The sequence below is a fragment of the Microbacterium murale genome, from assembly GCF_014635185.1.
Lineage (GTDB): Bacteria > Actinomycetota > Actinomycetes > Actinomycetales > Microbacteriaceae > Microbacterium > Microbacterium murale.
In genome coordinates, this window is the sequence record NZ_BMCM01000003.1 from 207745 (window position 1) to 230926 (window position 23182).

26 protein-coding genes and 4 tRNA genes are annotated in these 23182 nt (G+C 66.2%); 19 read left to right on the forward strand and 11 right to left on the reverse strand.

The window, feature by feature from the left end; translation table 11 throughout:
* Positions 1-17 precede the first annotated feature (17 nt).
* The gene (locus IEV67_RS10555; protein WP_188436534.1) at positions 18-914 is read right to left on the reverse strand and encodes a sulfurtransferase; all 897 of its coding nucleotides are present in this window, start codon (positions 912-914) and stop codon (positions 18-20) included.
* A 129-nt stretch (positions 915-1043) separates the two neighbouring features.
* Here IEV67_RS10555 and zapE point away from each other — a divergent pair, with 129 nt between their 5' ends.
* From zapE to IEV67_RS10570, 3 genes are all read left to right on the forward strand, one after another.
* Positions 1044-2090: a cell division protein ZapE gene (gene zapE / locus IEV67_RS10560; RefSeq protein ID WP_188436535.1), complete on the forward strand. Its 1047-nt coding sequence runs from the start codon at positions 1044-1046 to the stop codon at positions 2088-2090.
* Positions 2091-2206: 116 nt separating this feature from the next.
* Complete coding sequence (locus IEV67_RS10565; RefSeq protein ID WP_188436536.1) at positions 2207-3445, forward strand: ammonium transporter; 1239 nt, start codon at positions 2207-2209, stop codon at positions 3443-3445.
* A gap of 28 nt (positions 3446-3473) precedes the next feature.
* A complete protein-coding gene (locus IEV67_RS10570) occupies positions 3474-4031 on the forward strand; it encodes a type II toxin-antitoxin system PemK/MazF family toxin (protein ID WP_188436537.1) in 558 nt (185 codons plus the stop codon).
* A gap of 9 nt (positions 4032-4040) precedes the next feature.
* Here IEV67_RS10570 and IEV67_RS10575 read toward each other — a convergent pair whose 3' ends face one another.
* On the reverse strand, positions 4041-4466 hold the full coding sequence (locus IEV67_RS10575; protein ID WP_188436538.1) for a GIY-YIG nuclease family protein: 426 nt from the start codon (positions 4464-4466) through the stop codon (positions 4041-4043).
* A gap of 89 nt (positions 4467-4555) precedes the next feature.
* On the opposite strand from IEV67_RS10575, the gene IEV67_RS10580 reads away from it, so the two are divergent.
* Positions 4556-5359: a MerR family transcriptional regulator gene (locus IEV67_RS10580; protein WP_188436539.1), complete on the forward strand. Its 804-nt coding sequence runs from the start codon at positions 4556-4558 to the stop codon at positions 5357-5359.
* Positions 5360-5382: 23 nt separating this feature from the next.
* Here the strand turns inward: IEV67_RS10580 and IEV67_RS10585 are convergent, their stop codons facing one another.
* Positions 5383-6537 carry an N-acetyltransferase DgcN family protein gene (locus tag IEV67_RS10585; protein ID WP_188436540.1) on the reverse strand — a complete coding sequence of 385 codons (1155 nt, stop codon included), beginning with the start codon at positions 6535-6537 and terminating at the stop codon, positions 5383-5385.
* A gap of 257 nt (positions 6538-6794) precedes the next feature.
* Here IEV67_RS10585 and IEV67_RS10590 point away from each other — a divergent pair, with 257 nt between their 5' ends.
* Complete coding sequence (locus tag IEV67_RS10590; protein ID WP_188436541.1) at positions 6795-7001, forward strand: multidrug transporter; 207 nt, start codon at positions 6795-6797, stop codon at positions 6999-7001.
* Positions 7002-7092: 91 nt separating this feature from the next.
* Complete coding sequence (locus tag IEV67_RS10595; RefSeq protein WP_188436542.1) at positions 7093-7473, forward strand: SPW repeat domain-containing protein; 381 nt, start codon at positions 7093-7095, stop codon at positions 7471-7473.
* A gap of 39 nt (positions 7474-7512) precedes the next feature.
* Here the strand turns inward: IEV67_RS10595 and IEV67_RS10600 are convergent, their stop codons facing one another.
* Positions 7513-8169, reverse strand: a complete 657-nt coding sequence (locus IEV67_RS10600; protein ID WP_188436543.1) for an SAM-dependent methyltransferase — start codon at positions 8167-8169, stop codon at positions 7513-7515.
* The gene (locus IEV67_RS10605) at positions 8166-9182 is read right to left on the reverse strand and encodes an NAD(P)/FAD-dependent oxidoreductase (protein ID WP_188436544.1); all 1017 of its coding nucleotides are present in this window, start codon (positions 9180-9182) and stop codon (positions 8166-8168) included. The genes IEV67_RS10600 and IEV67_RS10605 overlap by 4 nt, the downstream gene beginning before the upstream one ends.
* A gap of 67 nt (positions 9183-9249) precedes the next feature.
* On the opposite strand from IEV67_RS10605, the gene IEV67_RS10610 reads away from it, so the two are divergent.
* Positions 9250-9855: a helix-turn-helix domain-containing protein gene (locus tag IEV67_RS10610; protein ID WP_188436545.1), complete on the forward strand. Its 606-nt coding sequence runs from the start codon at positions 9250-9252 to the stop codon at positions 9853-9855.
* A gap of 22 nt (positions 9856-9877) precedes the next feature.
* On the opposite strand, the gene IEV67_RS10615 is transcribed toward IEV67_RS10610, so the two are convergent.
* Both IEV67_RS10615 and IEV67_RS10620 read right to left on the reverse strand, forming a co-directional pair.
* On the reverse strand, positions 9878-10435 hold the full coding sequence (locus IEV67_RS10615; RefSeq protein WP_188436546.1) for a dihydrofolate reductase family protein: 558 nt from the start codon (positions 10433-10435) through the stop codon (positions 9878-9880).
* Between the two features lie 24 nt (positions 10436-10459).
* Positions 10460-10535 (reverse strand) — tRNA-Val (locus IEV67_RS10620).
* Positions 10536-10684: 149 nt separating this feature from the next.
* Here IEV67_RS10620 and IEV67_RS10625 point away from each other — a divergent pair.
* The 3 genes from IEV67_RS10625 to IEV67_RS10635 all read left to right on the forward strand — a co-directional run bounded on the left by IEV67_RS10625 (position 10685) and on the right by IEV67_RS10635 (position 10981).
* Positions 10685-10756: transfer RNA gene (locus IEV67_RS10625), tRNA-Gly, on the forward strand.
* Between the two features lie 54 nt (positions 10757-10810).
* A tRNA-Cys gene (locus tag IEV67_RS10630) sits at positions 10811-10881 on the forward strand.
* 28 nt (positions 10882-10909) lie between these two features.
* Positions 10910-10981: transfer RNA gene (locus tag IEV67_RS10635), tRNA-Val, on the forward strand.
* A 57-nt stretch (positions 10982-11038) separates the two neighbouring features.
* On the opposite strand, the gene IEV67_RS10640 is transcribed toward IEV67_RS10635, so the two are convergent.
* Entirely contained in the window at positions 11039-11191 is a 153-nt protein-coding gene (locus IEV67_RS10640) for a hypothetical protein (RefSeq protein WP_188436547.1), read from the reverse strand.
* A 343-nt stretch (positions 11192-11534) separates the two neighbouring features.
* Here IEV67_RS10640 and thrS point away from each other — a divergent pair, with 343 nt between their 5' ends.
* Positions 11535-13463 carry a threonine--tRNA ligase gene (gene thrS, locus IEV67_RS10645; protein ID WP_229703079.1) on the forward strand — a complete coding sequence of 643 codons (1929 nt, stop codon included), beginning with the start codon at positions 11535-11537 and terminating at the stop codon, positions 13461-13463.
* A gap of 20 nt (positions 13464-13483) precedes the next feature.
* The gene (locus IEV67_RS10650) at positions 13484-14053 is read left to right on the forward strand and encodes an HIT family protein (protein WP_373284475.1); all 570 of its coding nucleotides are present in this window, start codon (positions 13484-13486) and stop codon (positions 14051-14053) included.
* Between the two features lie 118 nt (positions 14054-14171).
* Here IEV67_RS10650 and pdxY read toward each other — a convergent pair whose 3' ends face one another.
* Positions 14172-15023, reverse strand: coding sequence for a pyridoxal kinase PdxY (pdxY, locus tag IEV67_RS10655; RefSeq protein WP_188436549.1), 852 nt, complete (start codon positions 15021-15023; stop codon positions 14172-14174).
* A gap of 47 nt (positions 15024-15070) precedes the next feature.
* A complete protein-coding gene (locus IEV67_RS10660; RefSeq protein ID WP_188436550.1) occupies positions 15071-16378 on the reverse strand; it encodes an aminotransferase class I/II-fold pyridoxal phosphate-dependent enzyme in 1308 nt (435 codons plus the stop codon).
* A 96-nt stretch (positions 16379-16474) separates the two neighbouring features.
* On the opposite strand from IEV67_RS10660, the gene pdxS reads away from it, so the two are divergent.
* Together pdxS and pdxT are read left to right on the forward strand one after the other, a co-directional pair.
* Positions 16475-17392, forward strand: a complete 918-nt coding sequence (gene pdxS / locus IEV67_RS10665; protein ID WP_188436551.1) for a pyridoxal 5'-phosphate synthase lyase subunit PdxS — start codon at positions 16475-16477, stop codon at positions 17390-17392.
* A complete protein-coding gene (pdxT, locus tag IEV67_RS10670; protein WP_188436552.1) occupies positions 17382-17975 on the forward strand; it encodes a pyridoxal 5'-phosphate synthase glutaminase subunit PdxT in 594 nt (197 codons plus the stop codon). The genes pdxS and pdxT overlap by 11 nt, the downstream gene beginning before the upstream one ends.
* 95 nt (positions 17976-18070) lie before the next feature.
* Here pdxT and IEV67_RS10675 read toward each other — a convergent pair whose 3' ends face one another.
* Entirely contained in the window at positions 18071-19435 is a 1365-nt protein-coding gene (locus IEV67_RS10675) for a pyridoxal phosphate-dependent decarboxylase family protein (RefSeq protein ID WP_188436553.1), read from the reverse strand.
* A 159-nt stretch (positions 19436-19594) separates the two neighbouring features.
* Here IEV67_RS10675 and IEV67_RS10680 point away from each other — a divergent pair, with 159 nt between their 5' ends.
* The 5 genes from IEV67_RS10680 to IEV67_RS10700 all read left to right on the forward strand — a co-directional run bounded on the left by IEV67_RS10680 (position 19595) and on the right by IEV67_RS10700 (position 23151).
* Positions 19595-20356, forward strand: a complete 762-nt coding sequence (locus IEV67_RS10680) for a YebC/PmpR family DNA-binding transcriptional regulator (RefSeq protein ID WP_188436554.1) — start codon at positions 19595-19597, stop codon at positions 20354-20356.
* 46 nt (positions 20357-20402) lie between these two features.
* Positions 20403-20987: a crossover junction endodeoxyribonuclease RuvC gene (ruvC, locus tag IEV67_RS10685; protein WP_188436555.1), complete on the forward strand. Its 585-nt coding sequence runs from the start codon at positions 20403-20405 to the stop codon at positions 20985-20987.
* 9 nt (positions 20988-20996) lie between these two features.
* Positions 20997-21620: a Holliday junction branch migration protein RuvA gene (ruvA, locus tag IEV67_RS10690; protein WP_188436556.1), complete on the forward strand. Its 624-nt coding sequence runs from the start codon at positions 20997-20999 to the stop codon at positions 21618-21620.
* Complete coding sequence (gene ruvB / locus IEV67_RS10695; RefSeq protein ID WP_229703026.1) at positions 21613-22653, forward strand: Holliday junction branch migration DNA helicase RuvB; 1041 nt, start codon at positions 21613-21615, stop codon at positions 22651-22653. The genes ruvA and ruvB overlap by 8 nt, the downstream gene beginning before the upstream one ends.
* A gap of 69 nt (positions 22654-22722) precedes the next feature.
* The gene (locus IEV67_RS10700) at positions 22723-23151 is read left to right on the forward strand and encodes a preprotein translocase subunit YajC (protein WP_188436558.1); all 429 of its coding nucleotides are present in this window, start codon (positions 22723-22725) and stop codon (positions 23149-23151) included.
* Positions 23152-23182 lie beyond the last annotated feature (31 nt).

A 23182-nucleotide genomic window follows, 5' to 3' on the forward strand; every position in this document is an offset into this window, starting at 1 on the left:
CTGTCATTGTCACACGTTCAGAGGGCACCTGGCGCGCTGCCGGTGACGATGGGCACGCGCACGGCACTGCCCCACTCGGTCCATGATCCGTCGTAGTTGCGCACGTTCTCGAACCCGAGCAGGTGCTTGAGCACGAACCAGGTGTGGCTGGAGCGCTCACCGATGCGGCAGTAGGCCACGACGTCGTCGCCGTCCTCGAGGCCCGCGCCGTCGCGGTAGATCGCGTCGAGCTCGGCGCGGCTGCGGAAGCCGCCATCCTCTGCCACGGCCTTGGCCCACGGCACGCTCTGCGCGGTGGGGATGTGCCCGGCCCGCAGCGTGCCCTCCTCGGGGTAGGCGGGAGCGGTCGTGCGCTCACCGCTGTACTCCTCGGGGGAGCGCACGTCGATGAGGGGCCCGGTGCCGATGAAGGCGACAACGTCGTCCTTGTACGCACGCAGTGCGGAATCATCGCGCTCGACGATGGGGTACTCGGTCGGCGTCACCTCGGCGCGATCGGTGGTGATCTCGCGGCCCTCGCTGATCCAGCGGTCGCGACCGCCGTCGAGAAGGCGCACGTCCTCGTGGCCGAAGAGGGAGAAGACCCAGAGAGCGTATGCCGCCCACCAGTTGTTCTTGTCGCCGTAGATGACGACGGTGTCATCGCGGGAGATGCCCTTGCGGCTGAGCAGAGCGGCGAAGCCCTCGCCGTCGACATAGTCGCGGACGACGGGGTCGTTGAGTTCGGTGTGCCAGTCGACCTTCACTGCTCCCGGAATGTGGCCCGTCTCGTAGAGGAGCACGTCCTCGTCGGATTCGATGACGACCAGGCCCGGTTCGCCGAGATGCGCTGCGAGCCATTCGGTGGTGACGAGCCGGCCCGGCTCGGCGTACTCGGCGAACTTCTCGGATGAAGAATCGAACTCGATGGTCACGTGATGCTCCAAGGTGGGGTGCGGGCGAAGGCTCTGGCGATGACGGCGTAGTGTGGAGCCGTCCCTTCGACGATAGAGCCGTTCGGTGCGCCTGGCACCCGTTCTGTAAGACTTCGACACAGGAAACGAATGACCGACACCACCAGCCCTGACGCCGCGCATCTCACCGAGCGCCAGCCGGTGGTCACCGGACCCGAGATGCTCGCGAGTCTGGTGCCGCCGCCGCAGTTCGACGATGCCACGTTCGAGAGTTATCGCTCGGATGCCGAGTTCCCCTCTCAGGCGGCGTCGAAGGCGCTGCTGGAGAAGTTCGCGGGGCGTGGAGCGCCGGTCAAGCGCGGAGGCTTCTTCAGCCGTGCGAAGAAGGAGCCTGAGCTGAAGCCGGGCGTCTACCTGGATGGTGGCTTCGGAGTCGGCAAGACCCACCTGCTCGCATCGATCTATCACGCGATGCCGGCACGTCGGAAGTACTTCGGCTCGTTCATCGAGTACACCGCGCTCGTCGGAGCGCTCGGCTACCGGAACACCGTCGACCTGCTCCGCGGTGCGGATCTGATCTGCATCGACGAGTTCGAACTCGACGATCCGGGCGACACCATGGTGATGACGAGGCTCCTCGGCGAACTGGTGAGCACGGGCACCCGCCTCGCCGCCACCTCGAACACCCCGCCGAACGCCCTCGGGGAGGGCCGCTTCGCCGCACAGGACTTCCTCCGCGAGATCCACGCGATGTCGGACAGCTTCGAGACCATCCGCATCGACGGCGTCGACTTCCGCCAGCGAGCACTGGACGGTCACGCCGTCGCGCTGGATGATGCCGAGTACACCCAGCGCATCGTGGCGGCAGCGGGCACGGCATCCGATGACGTCTTCGGAGATGTCATCCGTCATCTGGCCAAGGTGCACCCGTCGCGCTATATCCGGCTCATCGACGGACTGTCGCTCGTCGGCCTGCGTGATGTGCAGGTGCTGACCGATCAGTCCGAGGCGCTGCGCTTCGTCGCATTCGTCGACCGCGTCTATGACGCGCAGCTTCCGATCGTCGCGACCGGTGTGAGCCTCGATCAGGTCTTCGCGGAAGAGATGTTGGGTGGCGGATATCGCAAGAAGTATCTTCGCGCCATCTCCAGGCTGAACGCGCTCACACATTCTGCGCAGCAACCCAGCATCGCGTAACGCGATGGTTACACCCGGCTCACGGCTGTAACCGATCGGAAACACTCACTGCGCATCCCGGAAATCGGGCCTCGCCACACTGAAGCTCTCAATTACTTCGGATGTGAGGTTTTCCTATGGATGCTCCCGGCAACATCTCCTGGGCCATCACCGCGACAGCGCTGGTGCTGCTGATGACACCAGGCGTCGCGTTCTTCTACGGCGGTCTCGTCAAGGCGAAGAGCGTGGTCAGCATGATGATGATGAGCTTCGGCTCCATCGGACTGGTCGCGGTGCTCTGGATCCTGTTCGGCTTCTCGATGAGTGCAGTGGAGAGCCCGACGCAGTTCGCTGGCAACCCGTTCGCAGACTTCGGTCTGGGCGGTCTCGCAACCGGTGAGGGGTCGAACGTCGCACTGCTCGGCGTCGCGTACGGTGCGACATTCGCCATCATCACGGTCGCCTTGATCTCGGGCGCAATCGCAGATCGCGCCAAGTTCGGCAGCTGGCTGATCTTCGCCGGCATCTTCGCGACGGTGGGCTACTTCCCGATCGCTGCCTGGGTCTGGGGCGGCGGCTGGATCATGAACCTCGGGAACACCCTGTTCGGTGAGGACAGCGGCATCGCCGTGATCGACTACGCCGGTGGAACGGCAGTGCACATCAACGCCGGTGCCGCCGCCCTCGCCCTCGCTCTCGTGCTCGGCAAGCGCATCGGATTCCAGAAGGGCATCCTCAAGCCGCACAACGTGCCGCTGACGCTTCTGGGTGCGGCGCTGCTGTGGTTCGGCTGGTTCGGCTTCAACGCGGGTGCCGAGTGGCTGTCCGAGGACATGGGCGGTGTCGGTCTGATCGGCCTGAACACCCTCGGTGCTACGGCTGCCGCCATCCTCGGCTGGATCCTGATCGAGCGCATCAAGGACGGCAAGGCCACGTCGGTCGGTGCGGCATCCGGTGCCGTCGCGGGTCTGGTCGCCATCACGCCGGCCTGCGCCAACCTGACCCCGGGCTGGTCGCTGCTGCTCGGCGCCGTCGCGGGTATCGTCTGCGCTCTTGCAGTCGAACTGAAGTTCCGGCTCGGCTTCGACGACTCACTCGACGTCGTCGGCATCCACCTCGTCGGCGGTCTGCTCGGCACGCTCTACCTGGGCTTCTTCGCTTCGGAGACCGGCCTGTTCGTCGGTGGTGACGGCCGCCAGCTGGTCGTACAGCTCATCGCGGCGCTGGGCGTGCTGATCTACTCGTTCGTCGTCGCCTTCATCATCGGCTTCGCGATTCAGAAGACGATCGGCTTCCGCATCACCAACGAGGACGAGATCGCCGGTGTCGACTCGGTCGTCCACGGTGAAGAGGGCTACGCGCTGGTCGACGCCTGAGCCGCGGGGTCGCCGATAGGGTGACGGGGTGACCTCTTCCAAGAGCATCCTGTCTCAGCTCGCCGACATCGTTCTGAAGGCGCTGACATCTCGAACGTCCCGTTCTCCTGAGAAGGAGGCGGGACGTTCTGGTGTGGCCGTCGCCGTTGCGACCGGTGGCGACGCGGGTCAGTCCCGTGGGAGCGATACGGTGCGGATCGGCCCCGAGCGCATCGGGGTTCTTCAGGTCGGTTACAGCCCTGAAAGGGACGGCGCCCCGGATTCCGGCGAGATCATCTGGACGTGGGTGCCGTACGAGGAGAACGACGGCAGGGGCAAGGACCGCCCCGTGCTGGTGATCGGTCGGCAATCCGCAGACCGCGTGTACGCGGTGCGGATGACGAGCAAGGCACACGATCGTGACAGGGATTACCTCTCCATCGGCAGCGGTGCCTGGGACTCACAGCGACGGGAGTCGTGGGTCGACATCGAGCTGCTGTACAGCGTTCACGAGGACGGCATGCGCCGCGAGGCGGCCGTGCTGGAGCGCACACTCTACGATCGCGTGGCCGCGGCGCTCATCACGCGCTACGGGTGGGCTCGCTGACGCTCAACGTCATGCGCGCAGCGCTTCGCTCAGCCAACGCGCGTGGAGTCGCCAGGGTTCGCCCGCCGTCCGAAGCTCGATGATGTGAGCCTCGAGTTCGCGCGTGAGCGTGAACCACTCGCCGCCCTCCCTCAGCGCACTGAACTGGCGATGACGCTGCTGTTCGACGACTCGTCCGCCGCGTTCGAAGGCGAGAAGCTCATCATGGCGGATGCTGGCGAGCCGCTGCCGCGGACGCATGCTCGTGCCGATCTTCACTCGGCGATCGAACCGCAGGTAGTAGACGACGTCGATGCGGGGGAGCGGCAGATCAGCATCCGGCACATCGCCGTAACGCCATCCGCACGAGGCGCAGTGCCACGATCCGTTCAGTCGCTGCCCACGGGCGCCACCGCACAGCGTGCACGGACCGGGGAGCGGAGTGTTCTTGACCATCAGATGGAGAGTACCCGTGAGCGCCGACGTCGGTGGTCCGGTAGAGCGATACTTGACTCTCACACTGTGGAAGGCGAGAGAACTGAGACATGTTATCCATCGGAGCCTTCGCGCAGATCGGCCAAGTGACCCATCGGATGCTGCGGCATTGGGACACGGCCGGCCTGCTCGTGCCGGCTCACGTGGACGAGTACAGCGGTTATCGATCCTATGACCCATCGCAACTCGAGCGTCTGCATCGGATCGTCGCGTTGCGTCAGCTCGGGTTCGGCCTTGACGACATCTCGTCGATTCTCGACCAGGGAGTCGACGCGGGTCGCATCGAGGCTCTGCTGCGCATCCGTCGTGCAGAGGTCGAGCAAGAACACCGCCTCGCTGCTGGCAGACTCATCGACGTGGAACGGCGACTCCAACTCATCGAGAGAGAGAACCACATGTCCCAGATCGAGATCATCGAGAAGTCCCTGCCCGCTGTTCGTCTCGCGGCTCGCCGCGCGATCGTCTCCGAGCAACCCGATGTCGCGGGTGTCGTCGGCCCCGCCTTCGACGCCGTCGCGGAGATCATCGGTGATGAGCGCGGGTCCCTGGCGACGCCGATCGCACAGTACGAGACGACTGAAGACGGGCTGCAGATCATCGCCGGGTATGCCTACAACGGGCCCACTCGGGACGGCTTCGAGGTCGTAGAACTGCCCGCCGCCGAAGCTGCCGTCTGCGGCATCCATCTCGGCTCGATGGACCACATTGCCGAGAGTTGGCAAGCGATCCACGCCGAGATCTTCGCTCGAGGGCTCGTTCACTCTGGCCCGTGCCGCGAACTGTATGTTCGGGCGACTTCGGAGGACCAGTCGGACTGGGTGACCGAACTGCAGCAACCCGTCACTCGCGGCTGACGCTTCGTGCGGCCTCTGGCGCGTCAGGCCGATCGCTGCGTGAGCGCCTTCGACAGGTCGGGGAATGCCTGCAGCACCATGTCGACCAGGTTGCTCAGCGGACGCGTCAGAGGATCGGTCGCCGGAACTCCGAGATCGAGCTCGATCTCGTCGATCGCGGCGGTGATCTGCGAATCCGTGAGGTTCTCGTGGTTGACGGTCACGCCGATCACTCTGGTGTCGGCGAATGCCTCGATGAGTGCGACCTCGCTGGCGACGTCAGGCATGGGCATCATCGGGAAGTCTCCGAGTACCTGCCTGCCCGGTGCATGCTGCACGATCACACCAGCCGGGCGGCTGCCTCGAAGGATGTGCGCGGAAGTGAGGTACGCGGGGTGGCTGAGTGCGCCCTGGCCCTCAACGATGATGATGTCCGGATTCTCGCCTTCGAAGGCTGCGACGACCTGGTTCTCGACCTCGCCGGAGCAGAACTGCGGCACCAGAGCGTCAAGTGCCACGCCGTAGCGGCCACCCTGGATGATCGTGGTCTGGCCGGTGCCGACCATGACCGCGTGGATGCCGCGTTCGTTGAGTGCCTGGACGAGCAACGTCGCGGTGGTCCGCTTGCCGATCGCGCCGTCGGTGCCGAGCACGGCGATGCGCGGGCAGGTGACGTCGAAGATGCGTCCAGAGAACAGGTGGAGATCCTTCTTGTCCTTCGGTCGTCGCACGTCGGTGATCGTGACACCGGAGAGCAGCGCGGCGGCGACGAACTCGGCATCGTCGTTGAGGAACTCGTGCAGGCCGTTGATGATGTGCATGCCGTGGGCGATGCCATCCAGCAGAACGACGCGCTGCGCGTCGGAAAGGAGTCCGTCTGCGGGTGCGACACCGCAGATGAGGTAGTCGGGGATGTTGCCTGCGTGCGCGATGGCTTCTGCCAGGCTCGCGAGGATCGGGATGCCGTTGGCTGTGCCGTCAAGGAATGCGCCGGCGTCTGCGCCGGCGTGGCGGCTGTCGATGACGCTGAGGATGTCGTACTTCTCGGAATGACGGACCAGGCCGTTGGCCGTCTTACCGTCCTGCTCACCGAACTGGGCCTCGCAGTAGACGATCGCGGTCGAGCCGACCGGAAGCACGGGGAGTGCGGCCGTTGCGTTGTCTGCTCGCGACTCAGTGGAATGGGTATACGGGTGCACGGAAATCGGGTCTCCTCGAGATGGTCCAGAGGAGGCGACGGAGAACGAAGCGGCCGTAACGGCCCGTTGGTCGACAAGAAGTCTTCCCTGACGCCGGCGAGATGCCGACTTCGCTCACCGTAGCAGTCAAAACTGCGGGTCAGACGTGAATCGCAACCGGCTGGCGTTCACCTAGCCGTGTCGACGACCGACATCAAGCCCCTGATTCCCGGGCTCGCCCGGGGATACATTGGGGAACCCAGACGAAAGGATGCGGTATGTCACACGAAGAGATGAGCCACGAACAGAAGCGCCACGATCAGCTCACGACAGCGCCGGACGCCACCGAGGCCGACGCTGCGCCGCGCGTGGAAGTGACCGAGCGCGACGGCGTCACAAGAGTGAACGTCGCTGAAGATGCGGCGGTGCGCCCCGGGCCGGGTCCGGGTATGCCTGAAGCAGACGGAGAATCTGCTTCAGCGTGAGATGAGTTTCGTCGGCATCCCATCCGATTTCCCCGTTGCGCCGAACCTTCAGTGACAGCCGCGATATCGCGGCCATACTCAAGGAGGAATCATGCGCTTCATCCCCACCAAGGTTCACGGAGTCCTCGACTACCTCGTCGGCATCGCGCTCATCGCGGCGCCATGGCTGTTCGGATTCGCCGGCGTCGGAGGCCCCGCCGTCGTCATCCCGATCGTGCTCGGCGTCGGCCTGATCGTCTACAGCCTCTTCACGAAGTACGAATGGGGCCCCTTCGGACTCATTCCGATGCCCGTTCACCTCGTGTTCGACATCGTGGCGAGCCTGTTCCTGGCGCTCTCGCCGTGGATCTTCGGCTTCGCGGGCGAAGCGCTCAACGTCTGGTTGCCGCACGTCGTGGTCGGCATCACGGTGATCATCGTCGTGCTGTTCTCCAAGACCCAGCCTGGACCCAGCGCGAACCGGAACAGCTGAGCCGCGTTCAGCCCGAGGGAGCTTGTGCGTGCGCCGTGTCTAGTCGAGACGGCGCACGCACAGCACTGTGTCGATGAGGACTACGTCTTCTTCGTCACGCCACTTCGTCGTCCGCTCGATCAATGCGTTCGTCTCGACGACCCATCCGGTGGGCAGATCGAGCGCCGCGAGCACCTCGTCGGGCGACGGGAACGGCGGGACCTCACCGTCGTGCACGTGCTCGGACATGGGCGGAAATCCGCCGTGTCCGATCACGAGAAGTCTTCCGCCCGGCGCGATCGCGGACACCGCACGTCGGAGGATGGCATCCCGTGGGAAGTCGACTGGCGAGTGCAGGAACGCGGACATCACGAGGTCGTACTGTGCGGACGGACGCCACGCCGCCAGGTCGGTCTGCACCCACTCGATCCGGTCGGAGAGTCCCGCCTTCGCTGCCTCTCCTGCGCCGACCTCCAGGGCGATCGACGAGATGTCGAGCGCGGTGACATCCCAGCCTCGCGCCGCGAGCCAGAGGGCATCTGCACCTTCTCCCGATCCGAGTTCGAGCGCGGTGCCGGGGGCGAGGTCCGACACCTGCTGCGCCACCGTCGCGTTCACGCGCCCGCTCCACATCCGGCCGTGCTCGGTGCGCCGGCTGACGTACCGTTCGTCCCAGAACCGAGTCGCATCTGCGGCGGCATCCGATTCGTGACTCATCGCACTCCCGCTTCCTGATCGGCGTTCGCTGCGTGTGCGGCGGCCGCCACCTCTTCCGCCACGAACTCGCCGTTCAACGCGAGAGCGGCAGTCGCGCCCGACCCCATCGCGATCGGAACCAGCGCACCCGGATTCGCGGTGTTGCCCACGGCCGAGACACCAGGGACGCTCGTCCGTCCGAACTCGTCGACAGTGGGCCACGCGCCGAACGGCGTGTCCGTGCGTGCGGCGCCGAGCTGCTGAAGCGGTTCGTCGAGCGGGACGAGTCGCGGTTCGGCGAAGAGCGCATCGATCTGTACGACTGTGCCATCGGCGAGAGCGAGTCCGGTCAGTCGATCCCCGTCGGTCACGACGCGGGTGACGCTCTGGTCTTCCACGCGGATGCCGCGTTGCTCGAGGATGCGCCGATCGGACTCGGAGATCGGATCCGCGAGTGCCGTGAACACCGTGATGTCGGTCGAGTACGAGCGCAGCATATGCGCCTTGTGGATGCCGGCGGCAGAGCCCAGTAGCACGCCGATCCTGCGTCCGGCGGCCTCGTAACCGTCGCAGTAGGGACACGCCACTACACCGCGACCCCACTGTTCTGCGAGTCCGTCGATCTCGGGCAGCACGTCGCGGGTTCCTGTCGCGATGATGAGGCGACGTCCGGTGATGCGGGCGCCGGCTTCAGTGATGACCTCGAACCCGTCGTCGATCGCGCGGGTCTCGATGATGCGTGCGGTTTCGATGACTCCGTCCGCGGCGATGACCTCGCGTCTGCCGTCGGCGACGAGATCGAGAGGGGAGTAACCGTCGCGGCTCAGCACGCCGTGCATGTGCGGCGCGAAACGGTTGCGCGGCTCCTGCGCATCGAGCACCAGAACACGTCGTCTGGCGCGGGAGAGGATGAGCGCGGCGCTCAGGCCTGCGGCGCCGCCACCGATGATAACGACATCCCAGAGCTCGTCCTCGAGCTGTCGCTCTGGGGCCGTGGGGGCGGATGCTGTCGATGCTGGGTCGTTGCGTGTCATGAGTTCAGAGTGCACCGGTGGTACGGTTGTGGCAACTATCCATGCCGAATCAGCAAGGAGGAAGACGATGCCCGACGACTCGGTCGCACTCATCGGCCCGCGGCTCAAGAGCTGGCGCGAGAAGCGCAGCATGACCCTCGCCGATCTCTCGCAAGCGACGGGGATCTCGTCGAGCACGCTGTCGCGCCTGGAGGCGGGCAAGCGGGCTCCGAACCTGGAACTCGTCGTGCCGATCGCCAGGGCGCTGAGGCTCGAGCTTGACGACATCGTTCCGCGCAAAGCGCCGGACCCGCGTGTGGCGCGCACCAAGAAGCGCATGGGGGACACCTGGTACGAATCGCTCTCACCGGAATCGAGTCCGGTGCAGACGTACAAGGTCACGTTTCCGGCGAATCCGGCCGGCATCACCGCGGTGCCGGAGCCGAGAGTGCATGACGGGCAGGAATGGCTCTACGTACTGTCGGGCCGCCTGCGCCTGGTGATTGGCGAGCAGGACGTCGTTCTCGGCCCCGGTGAGGCTGCCGAGTTCGACACGCGCATTCCGCACTGGTTGTCGGGCGTCGGGACCCAGCAGACGGAGATGCTGTCGATCTTCAGCAAGGAGGGCAAGCGCATCCACCTGCGTGCGCGTCCTGCTGCCCCGTCCGTCAGGAGTACGGAGACGCCTCGGTGATCGCGTGCGGAGCGACGCTCTGTCAGCCTGCGCGCCGGTAGTGCATGGCGACCGCGCCGTTGTGCAGTGGCTGTGCTGAGATCAGCTCGAGCTTTCGCGTGCCGGCCAGCCCGCGCTGATACAGAGTCGGGCCGTGGCCTGTGATCACGGGGTGGACGAGGAACCTGTACTCGTCGATCAGCTCCAACCGGTCCAACTCGGTCGCGAGCGCGCCGCTGCCGAGGAGAACGCCATCCGGGGTCGCATCCTTGAGCTTCTGCACGCCCGTTCGCAGGTCGCCGGCGATGTGGTGGCTGTTGTTCCACGGGAATTCGCTTCGCGTGGACGAGACCACGTACTTCGGCTTGGCATCGAGTTTGACCGCCCAATCGCGCAGTGCCGCCGGTGCGTCTTCTTCGCCGCGGGCGACGGCCGGCCAGGCGCTCTCCATCATCTCGTAGGTGACGCGGCCCCATAGCATCGCCCCGGCGCCGTCCATCATCCGAGTGAAGTGGGCGTGCGTCTCGTCATCGGCGATACCCTCCTGATGATCGACGCATCCGTCCAGAGTGACGTTGATGCTGAAGGTCAGGAGTCCCATGCGGGGAGTATAGATCTGACAGGGTGGTGGGCGATACCGGACTCGAACCGATGACCTCTTCCGTGTGAAGGAAGCGCGCTACCAACTGCGCCAATCGCCCATGACCCAGGGGGTCGAGAAACGATATTACCCGAACGCCGGACACGCTCACGACCAAACCGCATGACACGCGCGAGATCGGGTTTCGGTTTTGCGGGATCGAAATGATCGGCTAATGTTTTACAAGTGCCCGGTCAGCCGGAACACAACGCGGATGTAGCGCAGTGGTAGCGCATCACCTTGCCAAGGTGAGGGTCGCGAGTTCGAATCTCGTCATCCGCTCGAGTGCAGGAGTCTCTTTCTGAGAGGCTCACGGCACGTGGGGTCAATCCACACGGTGGCGTGGCCGAGCGGCTAGGCACCGGCCTGCAAAGCCGTTTACACGGGTTCGAATCCCGTCGCCACCTCGTCGCTTCAACTGAATAGCCTTTACAGGCGCGATTGGCGCAGCGGTAGCGCGCTTCCCTGACACGGAAGAGGTCACTGGTTCGATCCCAGTATCGCGCACACTTAAAAACCCCCGGTTCTCCGGGGGTTTTCTCGTTGCTGCGGGAGTCTCGCCGTTCAGCCACCCGACGGGTTCTCTAGCGGCTTGCCTTCGTCGTCGGTGGTCTCATCCTCCAACACTTGTTCGGCATCGTCGGGGGCTCCGCCGGAAGCGGTGTCGGCCTCCTCGTTGGCACCGGGTGTTCCGTGGGTGTTGCTCGGATCGCTCATGTTCTGTCCTCTTTCTCTCGATCGGTGTCCCGACACTACTTCCGGCCGTGCGCTGGGACGAGGGGATTGACAGCGCCGACGGCATCCGAGCCTCCCGCCGTGTGAGAGAATTGAGATGTTCACGCGTCGTCCCTTCTAGACGAACGTGATCGACGCTCCCGTGGACTTCCACTCCACGGGAGCACTTCTCGTTAACGGGACGCCCGAGTCCTACCGGCTCCGCGCGCGCAGACGATGCCGCGAGGCGAGTAGCCTAGAGGCGACCCAAATGGAGTGATCAGTGCCTGAAAACGCCCAGCCGACAGACGGCTTCGCCTTGTTCTCTGACCGATCCGTCGTCGCGATGCGCGTCAACGGCGAACTCAAGGATCTCGCGACCACCGTGACGACGACCGATGAGGTCTTGCCGGTCACGATCGACAGCGAAGACGGGCTCGCGATCCTGCGGCACTCGACGGCGCACGTCCTCGCCCAGGCGGTACAGCGCATCAACCCGCAGGCGAACCTTGGCATCGGCCCGCCGATCACCGACGGGTTCTACTACGACTTCGGCGTCGAGACGCCCTTCACCCCCGAGGACATCAAGGCGATCTCGAAGGAGATGCAGCGCATCGTCCGCGAGGGGCAGCGCTTCGTGCGCCGCGTCGTCACGGATGACGAGGCTCGCGCCGAACTGGCGAACGAGCCGTTCAAGCTCGAGCTCATCGGGCTCAAGGGCGGCAACAAGGAAGCGGCCGAAGGCGCATCCGTCGAGGTGGGCGCCGGCGAGCTGACGATCTACGACAACACCACGAAGGACGGCGAGGTCGTCTGGAAGGATCTCTGCCGCGGTCCGCACCTGCCCAGCACCCGCATGATCGGCAATGGCTGGGACCTCACCCGCATCGCCGCCGCCTACTGGCGCGGCAGCGAGAAGAACCCGCAGCTGCAGCGGATCTACGGCACCGCATGGCCGACCAAGGACGAGCTGCGCGCCTACCAGCACCGCCTCGAAGAGGCCGCCAAGCGTGACCACCGCCGCCTCGGCAAGGAACTCGACCTCTTCTCGTTCCCCGAGGAGATCGGCTCCGGTCTGTCGGTCTGGCACCCTCGTGGCGGGATGATCCGCGGCGAGATGGAGCAGCACGCGCGCAAGCGCCACATCGAGGGCGGTTACACCTACGTCTACACGCCGCACATCTCGAAGGAAGACCTCTTCCTCACCTCGAACCACCTCGTCACCTACAAGGAGGGCATGTTCCCTCCGATCGTGATGGATGAGGAGCGCGACGAGAACGGCGAGATCACCAAGCAGGGCCAGGACTACTACCTGAAGCCCATGAACTGCCCGATGCACATCCTGATCTACAAGGAGCGTGCGCGCAGCTACCGTGATCTGCCGCTGCGCCTTGCGGAGAACGGCACCGTGTACCGTAACGAGCTCTCCGGCGCTCTGCACGGCCTCACCCGCGTGCGCGGCTTCACCCAGGACGATTCGCATCTCTTCGTCACGCCGGACCAGCTGGAGGATGAGGTCGCGAAGGTCCTGGAGTTCATCCTGTCGATGCTCCGCGACTTCGGTCTCACCGACTTCGAACTCGAGCTGTCGATGAAGGACGACGAGAAGTCCAAGTGGATCGGCTCGGACGAGTTCTGGGAGTCGTCCACCGACGCGCTGCGACGGGTCGCCGTGGCATCCGGTCTCAAGCTCACCGAAGTGCCGGGCGAGGCCGCCTTCTACGGTCCCAAGATCGACCTGAAGACGCGGGATGCGATCGGCCGCACCTGGCAGCTGTCCACCGTGCAGGTCGACCCGAACCTGCCAGAGCGCTTCGACCTCGAGTTCATGGACAGGGACGGGCAGAAGAAGCGCCCGATCATGATCCACCGCGCGCTGTTCGGCTCGATCGAGCGGTTCTTCGCGATCCTGCTCGAGCACTACGCCGGTGACTTCCCGGTGTGGCTCTCGCCTGTGCAGGTCGTCGGCATCCCCGTCGCGGACGACTTCGCCGACTACCTCGGCGAGGTCATCACGACGCTGCGTGACGGCGGTGTGCGCGCCGAACTCGACACATCTGACGACCGGATGCAGAAGAAGATCCGCACCCACACCACGGGCAAGGTTCCTCTGATCCTCATCGCGGGGGAGAAGGACCGGGATGCCGGTACGGTTTCCTTCCGGTTCCGTGATGGTACTCAGGAGAACGGCGTGCCGATCGCGGATGCTGTCGCACGCATCCGTATCGCGATCGACACCCACGCGCTCGTGCACACCGTGGAGGACCTGGCGTGACCTCGGCGCCGGACCCTTCGATCGCTGACGCCACGTCGGGGACCGAGGCGCCCGGCGTGGGCGCGGAGGACGCCGGGCACCTGGCCGGCATCCCCGATGAGTTCCAGCGCCTGTGGACCCCGCACCGGATGGCCTACATCCAGGCGGGACCGCAGCCATTGCGCGACGAGTGCCCGTTCTGCGAAGCGCCGAAGCATCCGGATGCCGAGCGACTGATCGTCGCGCGCGGCGAGACCGCCTACGTCCTGCTGAACCTGTTCCCGTACAACTCTGGCCACCTGCTCGTGTGCCCGTACCGTCACATCGCGACGTACGATCAGGCCACGGCGGAGGAGGTCGCTGAGATCGGTGCTCTGACGCAGACCGGCATGCGCGTGCTTCGTGAGGTGTCGAACTGCGACGGCTTCAACCTGGGCATGAACCAGGGCGCGGTCGCCGGCGCCGGCGTCGACGGGCACCTGCACCAGCACATCGTGCCGCGGTGGAAATCGGACTCGAACTTCTTCCCGATCATCGCCAAGACCAAGGCGCTGCCGCAGCTGCTCGGACAGGTGCGCGAGGCCGTGGCTCACGCCTGGCCGCAGGAGTGAGGCCTGGGCTGAGGCTTCGACTCGCTTCGCTCGCTCAGCCCGTTTCGTCTCGCTGACGCTCGCTCAACGACCCGCGGGGTAGGTGCCGTGCTCGCTCAACGACCCGCGGGATTTGCGGTCAGCGGACCTGACGGGCGGCGAACTGCAGCTTCGGGTGCGCGTATGACTCCTGCGCCTCGATGAGCTGCAATTCGCGCTCGCCCGAGTCCAGCGTCAGCTGCAGCAGATCGAACACGCTCGACGCGGTGCGCTCGAGAGCGATCTTCGCGCTGCCCGTGGAAACGTAGTGCGCCGTGAACAGCGCGGCCGTCACGTCACCGGACCCGTTCGCCTTCATCGGCAGGAACGGCGTCTGCACGATCCAGGCCCCGGCATCGTCGACGGCGAGCATCTCGATCGTGCCCTCCTCACGGTCGGGGCGCTCGACACTCGTGACGAGCACGGTCGACGGGCCCATCGCGCGAGCGGCGTCGACCGAGGCGAGAGTCGACTCCAGCGTGTCGGGCTCAGTGCCTGTGAGGAAGCCCAGCTCGAACTGATTCGGCGTGATGATGTCGGCGACCGGTACGACGCGCTCGCGCAGGAGCTCGGGGATCGCCGGCGCGACGAAGCATCCTGATTTCGCATTGCCCATCACGGGATCGCACGCATATAGCGCCTTCGGATTGGCGGCCTTCACGCGGGAGACGGCATCGATGATGACGTCTCCGATGCCTTCGCCGCCCTGATAGCCCGACAGGATCGCGTCGACCTGGGGGAACGCGCCACGCTCCTCTATACCGGTGATGACGTCGGCGACATCGCTCGGGTCGATCAGGGGTCCGCGCCACGCGCCGTAACCGGTGTGGTTCGAGAAGTTCACCGTGTACACGGGAAGCACGTCGACACCGATGCGCTGAAGGGGGAACACCGCGGCGGAATTGCCGACGTGGCCGTAGGCGACAGCTGACTGGATCGAGAGGATCTTCATCCTTCGATCTTCTCACTGCTGAGGGCCGCCCCGCGCACCTCAGCGCCTCAGCGCACTGCACCCGCGATATCGGCCACCAGCTGCTCGGCCTCGTCATCTGTGAGATCGTGCACCGTGAGCCGCAGATGACGTGACGGCGTATCCGCGTTCGTGAGCGAGAATCCGTCGCCGGTTCGTACCAACCAGCCACGACGCATCAGTCGCTCCGACACCGTCTGCGCGGGGATCGGCAGCTCGACCCACAGATTCATGCCGTCCACGTAGCGTGTCTGGATCCCGTGTGCGCGCAACTGCTCTGCGAACGCCGCGTTGTGTTCGGCGTAGTGCGCGCCTGCGGCACGGATCGCCCCGCGCACATCCTTGTCGTCGAGCAGCCCCAGCGTCAGGCGCTGCAGCAGGTGGCTCACCCAGGTGGTGCCGGGGCTCAGGCGCATGGCGAGTCGCTCGGCGGTCTCGGGATCTGTCGCCGCGACCGCGAGGCACATGTCAGGGCCGAGGAACTTCGACACCGACCGCAACAGCGCGAAGCGCCTGTGATCCGGGCCGATCAGACTCTCGTACCCGCGTGCCGAGAGCATCGAGAAGTGGTCGTCCTCGATGATCAGGACATAGGGATGCTCCGCCAACAGCGCCCTCAGCGCGGCAGCACGTGCGGGGGAGAGACTCACCCCCGTCGGGTTCTGCGCCCGAGGGGTGCAGATGATCGCCCTGACCCCGGCCTCGAGCGCCGCACGCAGTCCGTCGACCGTCATCCCCTCGTCATCCACAGGGACCGGAACGGCCCGATACCCGCCGAGCCGCACGGTGTGGATGCTGGCGAGGAAGCACGGATCCTCGAGGGCAACGGCGTCGTCGCGCATCAATGCCTGCGCGAGCAGCCGCTCGACGGCATCCACCGCTCCGCTGGTGATGGTGATGCGGAAGTCGTCCGCGGGGAGATCCGGGGAGATCCACTGCCGCGCCCACGCCTCCAGGTCGGTGTCGATCACGGGTTCGCCGTAGAGCACTGGTCGCCCGGTGACCGTCGCCAGCACGGGGGTGGGATCGGGAATCAGCCGAGGGTCGGGGTTGCCGGTGCCGACGTCGCGCAGCACGGTGTCGGCGGCGTAGCCCTCTTGCGCGACCGCATCGTGCTCGACCAGCATGGTGCCCGCGCGTCCACGACTGACGACGAGTCCTGCCTGCGCCAGTTGCCGGTATGCCGCGACGGTGGTGTTGCGGTTCACTCCGAGGCGCGCTGCGAGCTCGCGCACCGGGGGGAGCGGGGAGCCGGGACGCAGCACACCGCGGTCGCGCAGTTCGCGCACGCTCGTCGCGATGTCGGATGCTGTGGTACCCGTGATCTGGTCGTTCATCTCACCCCTCGACATGTGAGTCTACGGGGCGCAGCGGCAGTGGTATCTTTTGGCATAGATCAAAGTGCACGTTTGGATACCCGGAAGGAACAGCTCATGGCTGCAGACCAGAATCCCGCCACCGGCCAGAACCCCACGACGGGGTCATCGCGCGTCAAGCGCGGTCTTGCGGAGATGCTCAAGGGCGGCGTCATCATGGACGTCGTCACCGCAGAGCAGGCCAAGATCGCCGAAGACGCCGGCGCCGTCGCGGTCATGGCACTCGAGCGTGTTCCGGCCGACATCCGTGCACAGGGCGGCGTCTCGCGCATGAGCGACCCGGACATGATCGACAGCATCATCGAGACCGTCTCGATTCCGGTCATGGCGAAGGCGCGCATCGGGCACTTCGTCGAGGCGCAGGTGCTGCAGGAACTGGGCGTCGACTACATCGACGAGTCCGAGGTGCTCTCGCCCGCCGACTATGTGAACCACATCGACAAGTTCGGCTTCAAGGTTCCCTTCGTCTGCGGCGCGACCAACCTGGGTGAGGCACTGCGGCGCATCAACGAGGGCGCGGCCATGATCCGATCCAAGGGCGAGGCGGGCACCGGAGACATCTCCGAGGCCATGAAGCACATCCGCAAGATCCGCGGCGAGATCGCTGCGCTCACCGCACTGCCCAAGGACGAGCTGTTCGTCGCGGCGAAGGAGCTTCAGGCACCGTACGAGCTCGTCGCCGAGATCGCGGAGACCGGAAAGCTGCCTGTCGTGCTGTTCGTCGCGGGTGGCGTCGCCACACCGGCGGATGCCGCGATGATGATGCAACTCGGTGCGGACGGCGTGTTCGTCGGCTCCGGCATCTTCAAATCCGGCAACCCTGTGGAGCGCGCCGCCGCGATCGTGAAGGCCACGACGTTCTACGACGACGCCAAGGTCGTCGCCGAGGTCTCACGCGGACTGGGCGAGGCCATGGTCGGCATCAACGTCTCCGACCTGCCCGCACCGCACCGCCTCGCCGAGCGTGGCTGGTAACCCCACCGTCGGCGTCCTCGCCCTTCAGGGCGATGTCCGCGAACACGAGCGGATTCTGCACGACCTCGGGGCGGCCGTCATCCGCGTGCGCCGCCCCGAGGAGCTCGCGCAGGTCTCAGGACTCGTGATCCCGGGCGGAGAATCGAGCGTTATCGACAAGCTGTCGCGGCTGTTCGGTCTGCAGCATCCGATTCGCGACGCGATCCGCGACGGGATGCCGGTGCTCGGTACGTGCGCAGGACTCATCATGCTCGCCGACAGCCTGGTGGATGCTATCGACGGTCAGGAGTCGTTCGGCGGCCTGGACGTCGTCGTGCGGCGCAACGCCTTCGGCAGGCAGGTCGAATCCTTCGAGGCCGATCTCGACGTCTCGGGGTTCGACGACGGTCCCGTCCACGCGGCGTTCATCCGCGGACCGGTGATCGAGCACGTCGGGCCGAACGCGACGGCGCTGGCCAGCCTCGACGACGGTCGGGTCGTCGCGGTCGAGCAGGGCGCGCTGCTGGGGATCAGCTTCCACCCCGAGATCACGGAGGAGACGCGCTTCCACCAGCGGTTCCTGTCGAGTGTGAATGCCCGCTGACCCGCACACTTGTCGGCTCAGATCACGGGTGTCGGCTGAAACCGGGGAATTTCGGCTGACAAGTGTATTCCGGACCGACAGGTGCAACTCGGAGGCTACGCGTTCACGAGTCTGCGGATCGCGCTCACTGTGCGGTCGATGTCGGATGTTGTCGTCGCCCATGACGACATCGAGCAGCGCAGAGTCGCGCGTCCACGCCACTCTGCGCCGGTGACGGCTGCGGTGCCATCCGCGAGGATCGCCGCACCGAGAGCCCGAGTGGCGTCATCCGTCTCGAGCCGGAACATGACCTGCGTGTAGTCGACGTCGTTGAGCACCTCCATGGCATCGATCGCGGCGAGCCCGGCCGCCATCGCCACCGCGTTGGCATGCAGGCCGTCGATCAGCCGGGCGATGCCGTCCTGACCCATGCTGCGCATCGCCGCCCACGCCGGCACACCGCGTGCGCGGCGGGACAGTTCCGGAGTGACATCCCATGGATCCAGCCCCGAGTAGATGAGGTAGTCCCCACCCGTACGGAACGCGGCGATCGAGTCCGCCGGGTTTCGCACGATCGCCATGCCGCAGTCGTACGGAACGTTGAGCGTCTTATGCGCATCCGTCGCCCATGAATCCGCGAGGTGCATGCCGGCCGTCAACGGGCGCAGCGATGCGGATGCCGCGGCCCACAGTCCGAACGCGCCATCGACGTGCACCCACGCCCGGTGGCGCTGCGCGATGGGAATCAGCGCGCCGAAGTCGTCGAACGCGCCGGTGTGCACCTCTCCGGCCTGCAGGCAGACGATCAGCGGCCCGTCCTCACCCTCGAGAGTGCGCTCCAGCGCATCCGCTCGCATCCGGCCCTGATCGTCAGAGGCGATGATCGTGAACTCCGAGCGGCCGATTCCGAGGAAGCGCGCTGCACGGTCGATGGAGCCGTGACGATCGGCACCGATGACGAAGCGCACGCGCGGCGCGGAGCGCAGTCCGAGTTCGGCGATGTCCCATCCGTGGCGCGCCAGGACGGCGCTGCGGGCCGCGGCGAGGCACGTGAAGTTCGCGAGTTGACCACCCGTGACGAAACCGACGCTCGCCGATGCCGGCAGGCCGAACAGCTCCAGCATCCATTTTCCGGCGACGCGCTCCATCGCCACGGTCGCCGGCGTCAGAGTGGAGGACCCCGAGTTCTGATCCCATGCGGAGACGAGCCAGTCCGCCGCGAGGGCCGCCGGGTGCGTGCCCCCGATCACGAATCCGAAGAATCGCCCGCCGGGGATCGCGACGAGACCGGGGTCGGCCCGCTGCGCGATCTCGTCCACGACTGCCGCGGGATCCATGCCGTGCGCGGGCAGCGGGCCGCCGAACGCCCCCAGCATCTCGTCCAGGCTCGCGCGCGGCCACACCGGTCGGTCATCCAGTGTCTGCAGGAATTCGGTCGCACGGCGGTGGGCAGCGTCGAGAGCACGCTCCCGATCGTCCATGCGCGCAAGTCTTGCACCGGCCCGACAGATGGACAAGAGGGTCCTGAGGCCTGGCTTCGCGAGCCGGCACAGCGGCAGAGCGAGGTGCCGCGGGCGGGGTTCGTTAGAATGGACGACGCGCTGCGATGTCAGCAGGGCGGATACGACGAGCGGAGACATATGTCCGGGCATTCCAAGTGGGCGACGACCAAGCACAAGAAGGCGGTCATCGACTCCAGGCGCGCGAAGTCGTGGGCCAAGCTCATCAAGAACATCGAGGTCGCGGCGAAGCTCGGCGGCGCCGACATGTCGGGCAACCCGACCCTGTTCGACGCCGTGTTCAAGGCGAAGAAGATGTCTGTCCCGAAGGACAACATCGACCGTGCCGTCAAGCGCGGCGCCGGCATCGGCGGCGAGAGCGTCGAGTACACCTCGATCATGTACGAGGGATACGGCGCCAACGGCGTCGCACTCATGATCGAGTGCCTCACGGACAACAAGAACCGCGCGGCAGCCGAGGTGCGCACCACGCTCAGCCGCAACGGCGGAACGCTGGCGGACCCTGGCAGCGTCGCGTACAACTTCACCCGTAAGGGCGTCATCGTCGTCGGCTCCGAGGGCACGACCGAAGACGACGTCATGATGGCGGCGCTGGAGGCCGGTGCCGAGGAGATCGAACCCCACGCCGAGGGCTTCGAGGTAATCACCGACGCATCCGACCTCGTGACAGTACGCACCGCGCTGCAGGACGCCGGCATCGACTACGAGTCCGCCGACGTGGAGTTCGTGCCGAACCTCAAGGTCGAGATCGACGCCGACACCGCACGCAAGATCTTCCGCCTCATCGATGCACTCGAAGACAGCGAGGACGTGCAGAACGTCTACACCAACTTCGATCTGAGTGCAGAGGTGCAGGCAGAACTCGAGAACAGCGAAGACTGAGGCGCGCCCTCGCCCCCGTTGCTCCCCTGACGCTTAGCCTGGGGGAGTGGCGGCTTCTTCTCTGCGGGTACTCGGCATCGACCCCGGTCTCACCCGGTGCGGCGTCGGCATCGTCGACGTCGATCGCTCGCGCCGGGGCACCCTCGTGCACGTCGGCGTCATCCGCACGCCTCCGGAGATGCCGATCGGCGATCGCCTCGCCGCGATAGCAACCGGAATCAGGGCCGTTCTCGAGCAGCATCGACCGGATGCCGTCGCCGTGGAGCGCGTCTTCGCACAGCACAACAGCCACACCGTGATGGCGACGGCACAGGCGAGCGGAGTCGCACTGCTGCTCGCCGCAGAGGCGGGCCTGCCCGCCGCGACCCACACACCGAGCGAGGTGAAGGCCGCCGTGACCGGCTACGGCTCGGCGGACAAGAAGCAGGTGCAGGCGATGATCGCCCGCATCCTGCGTCTCGACGCGCCCCCGCAGCCCGCCGATGCCGCCGATGCTCTCGCGATCGCCCTCTGCCACGCCTGGCGCAGAGACGGTGCGACGGCAGGCGCATCCGAATCGCTGACGCCGGCGCAGCGCGCGTGGGCGGATGCTGAGCGTGTCGCTCGAACATACATACGATCAGGCTCGTAGGCTGGGAGGATGATCTCCTCGCTGCACGGGACCGTGCTCTCCACAGGCGCCGACCACGTCGTGATCGAGGTCGGTGGCGTGGGGTTCTTCGTCTTCGTCCCCGGCGACGTGGCGCACACGAGCCGAGTCGGCGAGCAGTTGCGCCTGCACACCAGTCTGATCGTGCGCGAAGACGCGCTCACTCTCTTCGGATTCGCGGAGCCGCTCGAGCTGGAGGTGTTCGGACACCTTCTGAGCGTCACAGGGGTCGGGCCGAAGTCGGCGCTGGGCGTGCTCGGACACCTCACGGTCGATCAGATCGCGACTGCCGTCGCCGATGATGACGACGCGCCGTTCCGGCGGGTCTCGGGGATCGGTCCGAAGACCGCGAAGCTCATCGTCGTGCAACTCGCGGGCAAGCTCAAGGCGCCATCGCCGCGCGCGGCCGATGCTCGCCCCGGTACAGGTACGGATGTCGTCGCACAACTGACCGCGGCTCTGGTCGGGCTCGGTTGGTCGGAGAAGGTCGCGAACGAAGCCGCGACGGAGACTGCGGAGGCGGCGAGCGATGCCGACCGCCGGTCCGTGTCAGCGCTGCTGCGTCAGGCCCTCGCCGCACTCGGCCCGGCCAAGGCAGGAGCACCACGTGGTTGACGAAGGGGCGTCGGAGGGCAGGAGCGCCGAACCCATCGACGAGGCAGAGCTCGCCATCGAAGGCGCACTGCGCCCCGGCAGTCTCGGCGAGTTCGTCGGACAGCCGAAGGTGCGCGGTCAGTTGCAGCTGCTGCTCGACGCCGCGCGGATCCAGAACCGCTCGCCCGACCACATCCTCCTGGCCGGCCCTCCAGGACTAGGCAAGACGACACTGGCGATGATCGTCGCGCACGAGAGCGAGCGCCCTCTCCGCCTCTCCAGTGGCCCCGCCATCCAGCACGCGGGCGACCTCGCCGCGCTGCTCTCGAGCCTGGTGCCTGGCGAAGTGCTGTTCATCGACGAGATCCACCGCATGGCACGCTCCGCGGAGGAGATGCTCTACCTCGCGATGGAGGACTTCCGCATCGACATCATGGTCGGAAAGGGCGCCGGTGCCACCAGCATCCCGCTCGATCTGGCACCCTTCACGCTCGTCGGCGCCACGACGCGCTCCGGACTGCTCCCCAATCCGCTGCGTGACAGGTTCGGCTTCACGGGGCACCTCGAGTTCTACGACGACAGCGACCTCGAGAAGGTCATCCTGCGATCGTCCGGCGTGCTCGGGGTGTCGATGCCAGGCGATGCACGTGCGGAGATCGCACGCCGCTCACGGGGAACGCCGCGCATCGCCAACCGTCTGCTGCGCCGTGTGCGCGACTACGCCCTCGTGCACGGAGAGCACGGCTCGGCCTCGATCGCCGAGGTGCGGGCCGCGCTCGAGCTGTACGACGTCGATCCGATCGGCCTGGACCGGCTCGATCGTGCCGTGCTCGACATGCTCGTGCGCAGGTTCCGCGGTGGTCCGGTCGGCCTCAGCACCCTTGCCGTCGCGGTCGGTGAGGAAGCAGAGACGGTGGAGAGCGTCGTCGAACCCTTCCTCGTACGGATCGGGTTCCTCGGCCGCACTCCGCGAGGCCGTGTGGCGACGCCGGAGGCATACGAACACCTCGGACTCCAGCATCCGGAGACTGCGGCATTGTTCAATGACCTATAATCGCTGGAGGCTTCCCCCGACCCTCTGCGCGTCCTTCGATGGCGTGCGCTCTTTGAAAGGCTTCGCCTGATGGAAATCGTCCTCTTCGGACTCCTCGCAGTTCTCCTCGTCTTCATGTTCCTCAACACGCGCAAGCGTCAGAAGCAGATGAAGGCCGAGCAGGAGGAGAAGGCCACCAAGACCGTCCCCGGTGTCAAGGTGCTCATGCAGGGCGGGCTCTACGGCACGATCGTCGCCTATGACGCCGACGACCTCGACTCGCCGGCGCTCGTGGAGATCGCTCCCGGCACCATCATCGAGGTGCACAGCCAGGCGATCCTCCGCATCGTCGAGCCGAAGGAAGCCGTCGTCGCCGACGACGACCTGGATGCCGATGCCGACGTGTCCGACGAGATCGTCGACGAGCCGCAGACGCCCCTCGACCCTCCGGCCGAGTCCTCGCTCGAGACCCCGGAGGAGACTCGGGCCCGCCTGGATCGCGACTCCGACGGCAAGTAGACCTTCGCCTCGCCCGCCCGGCATCGTAGAA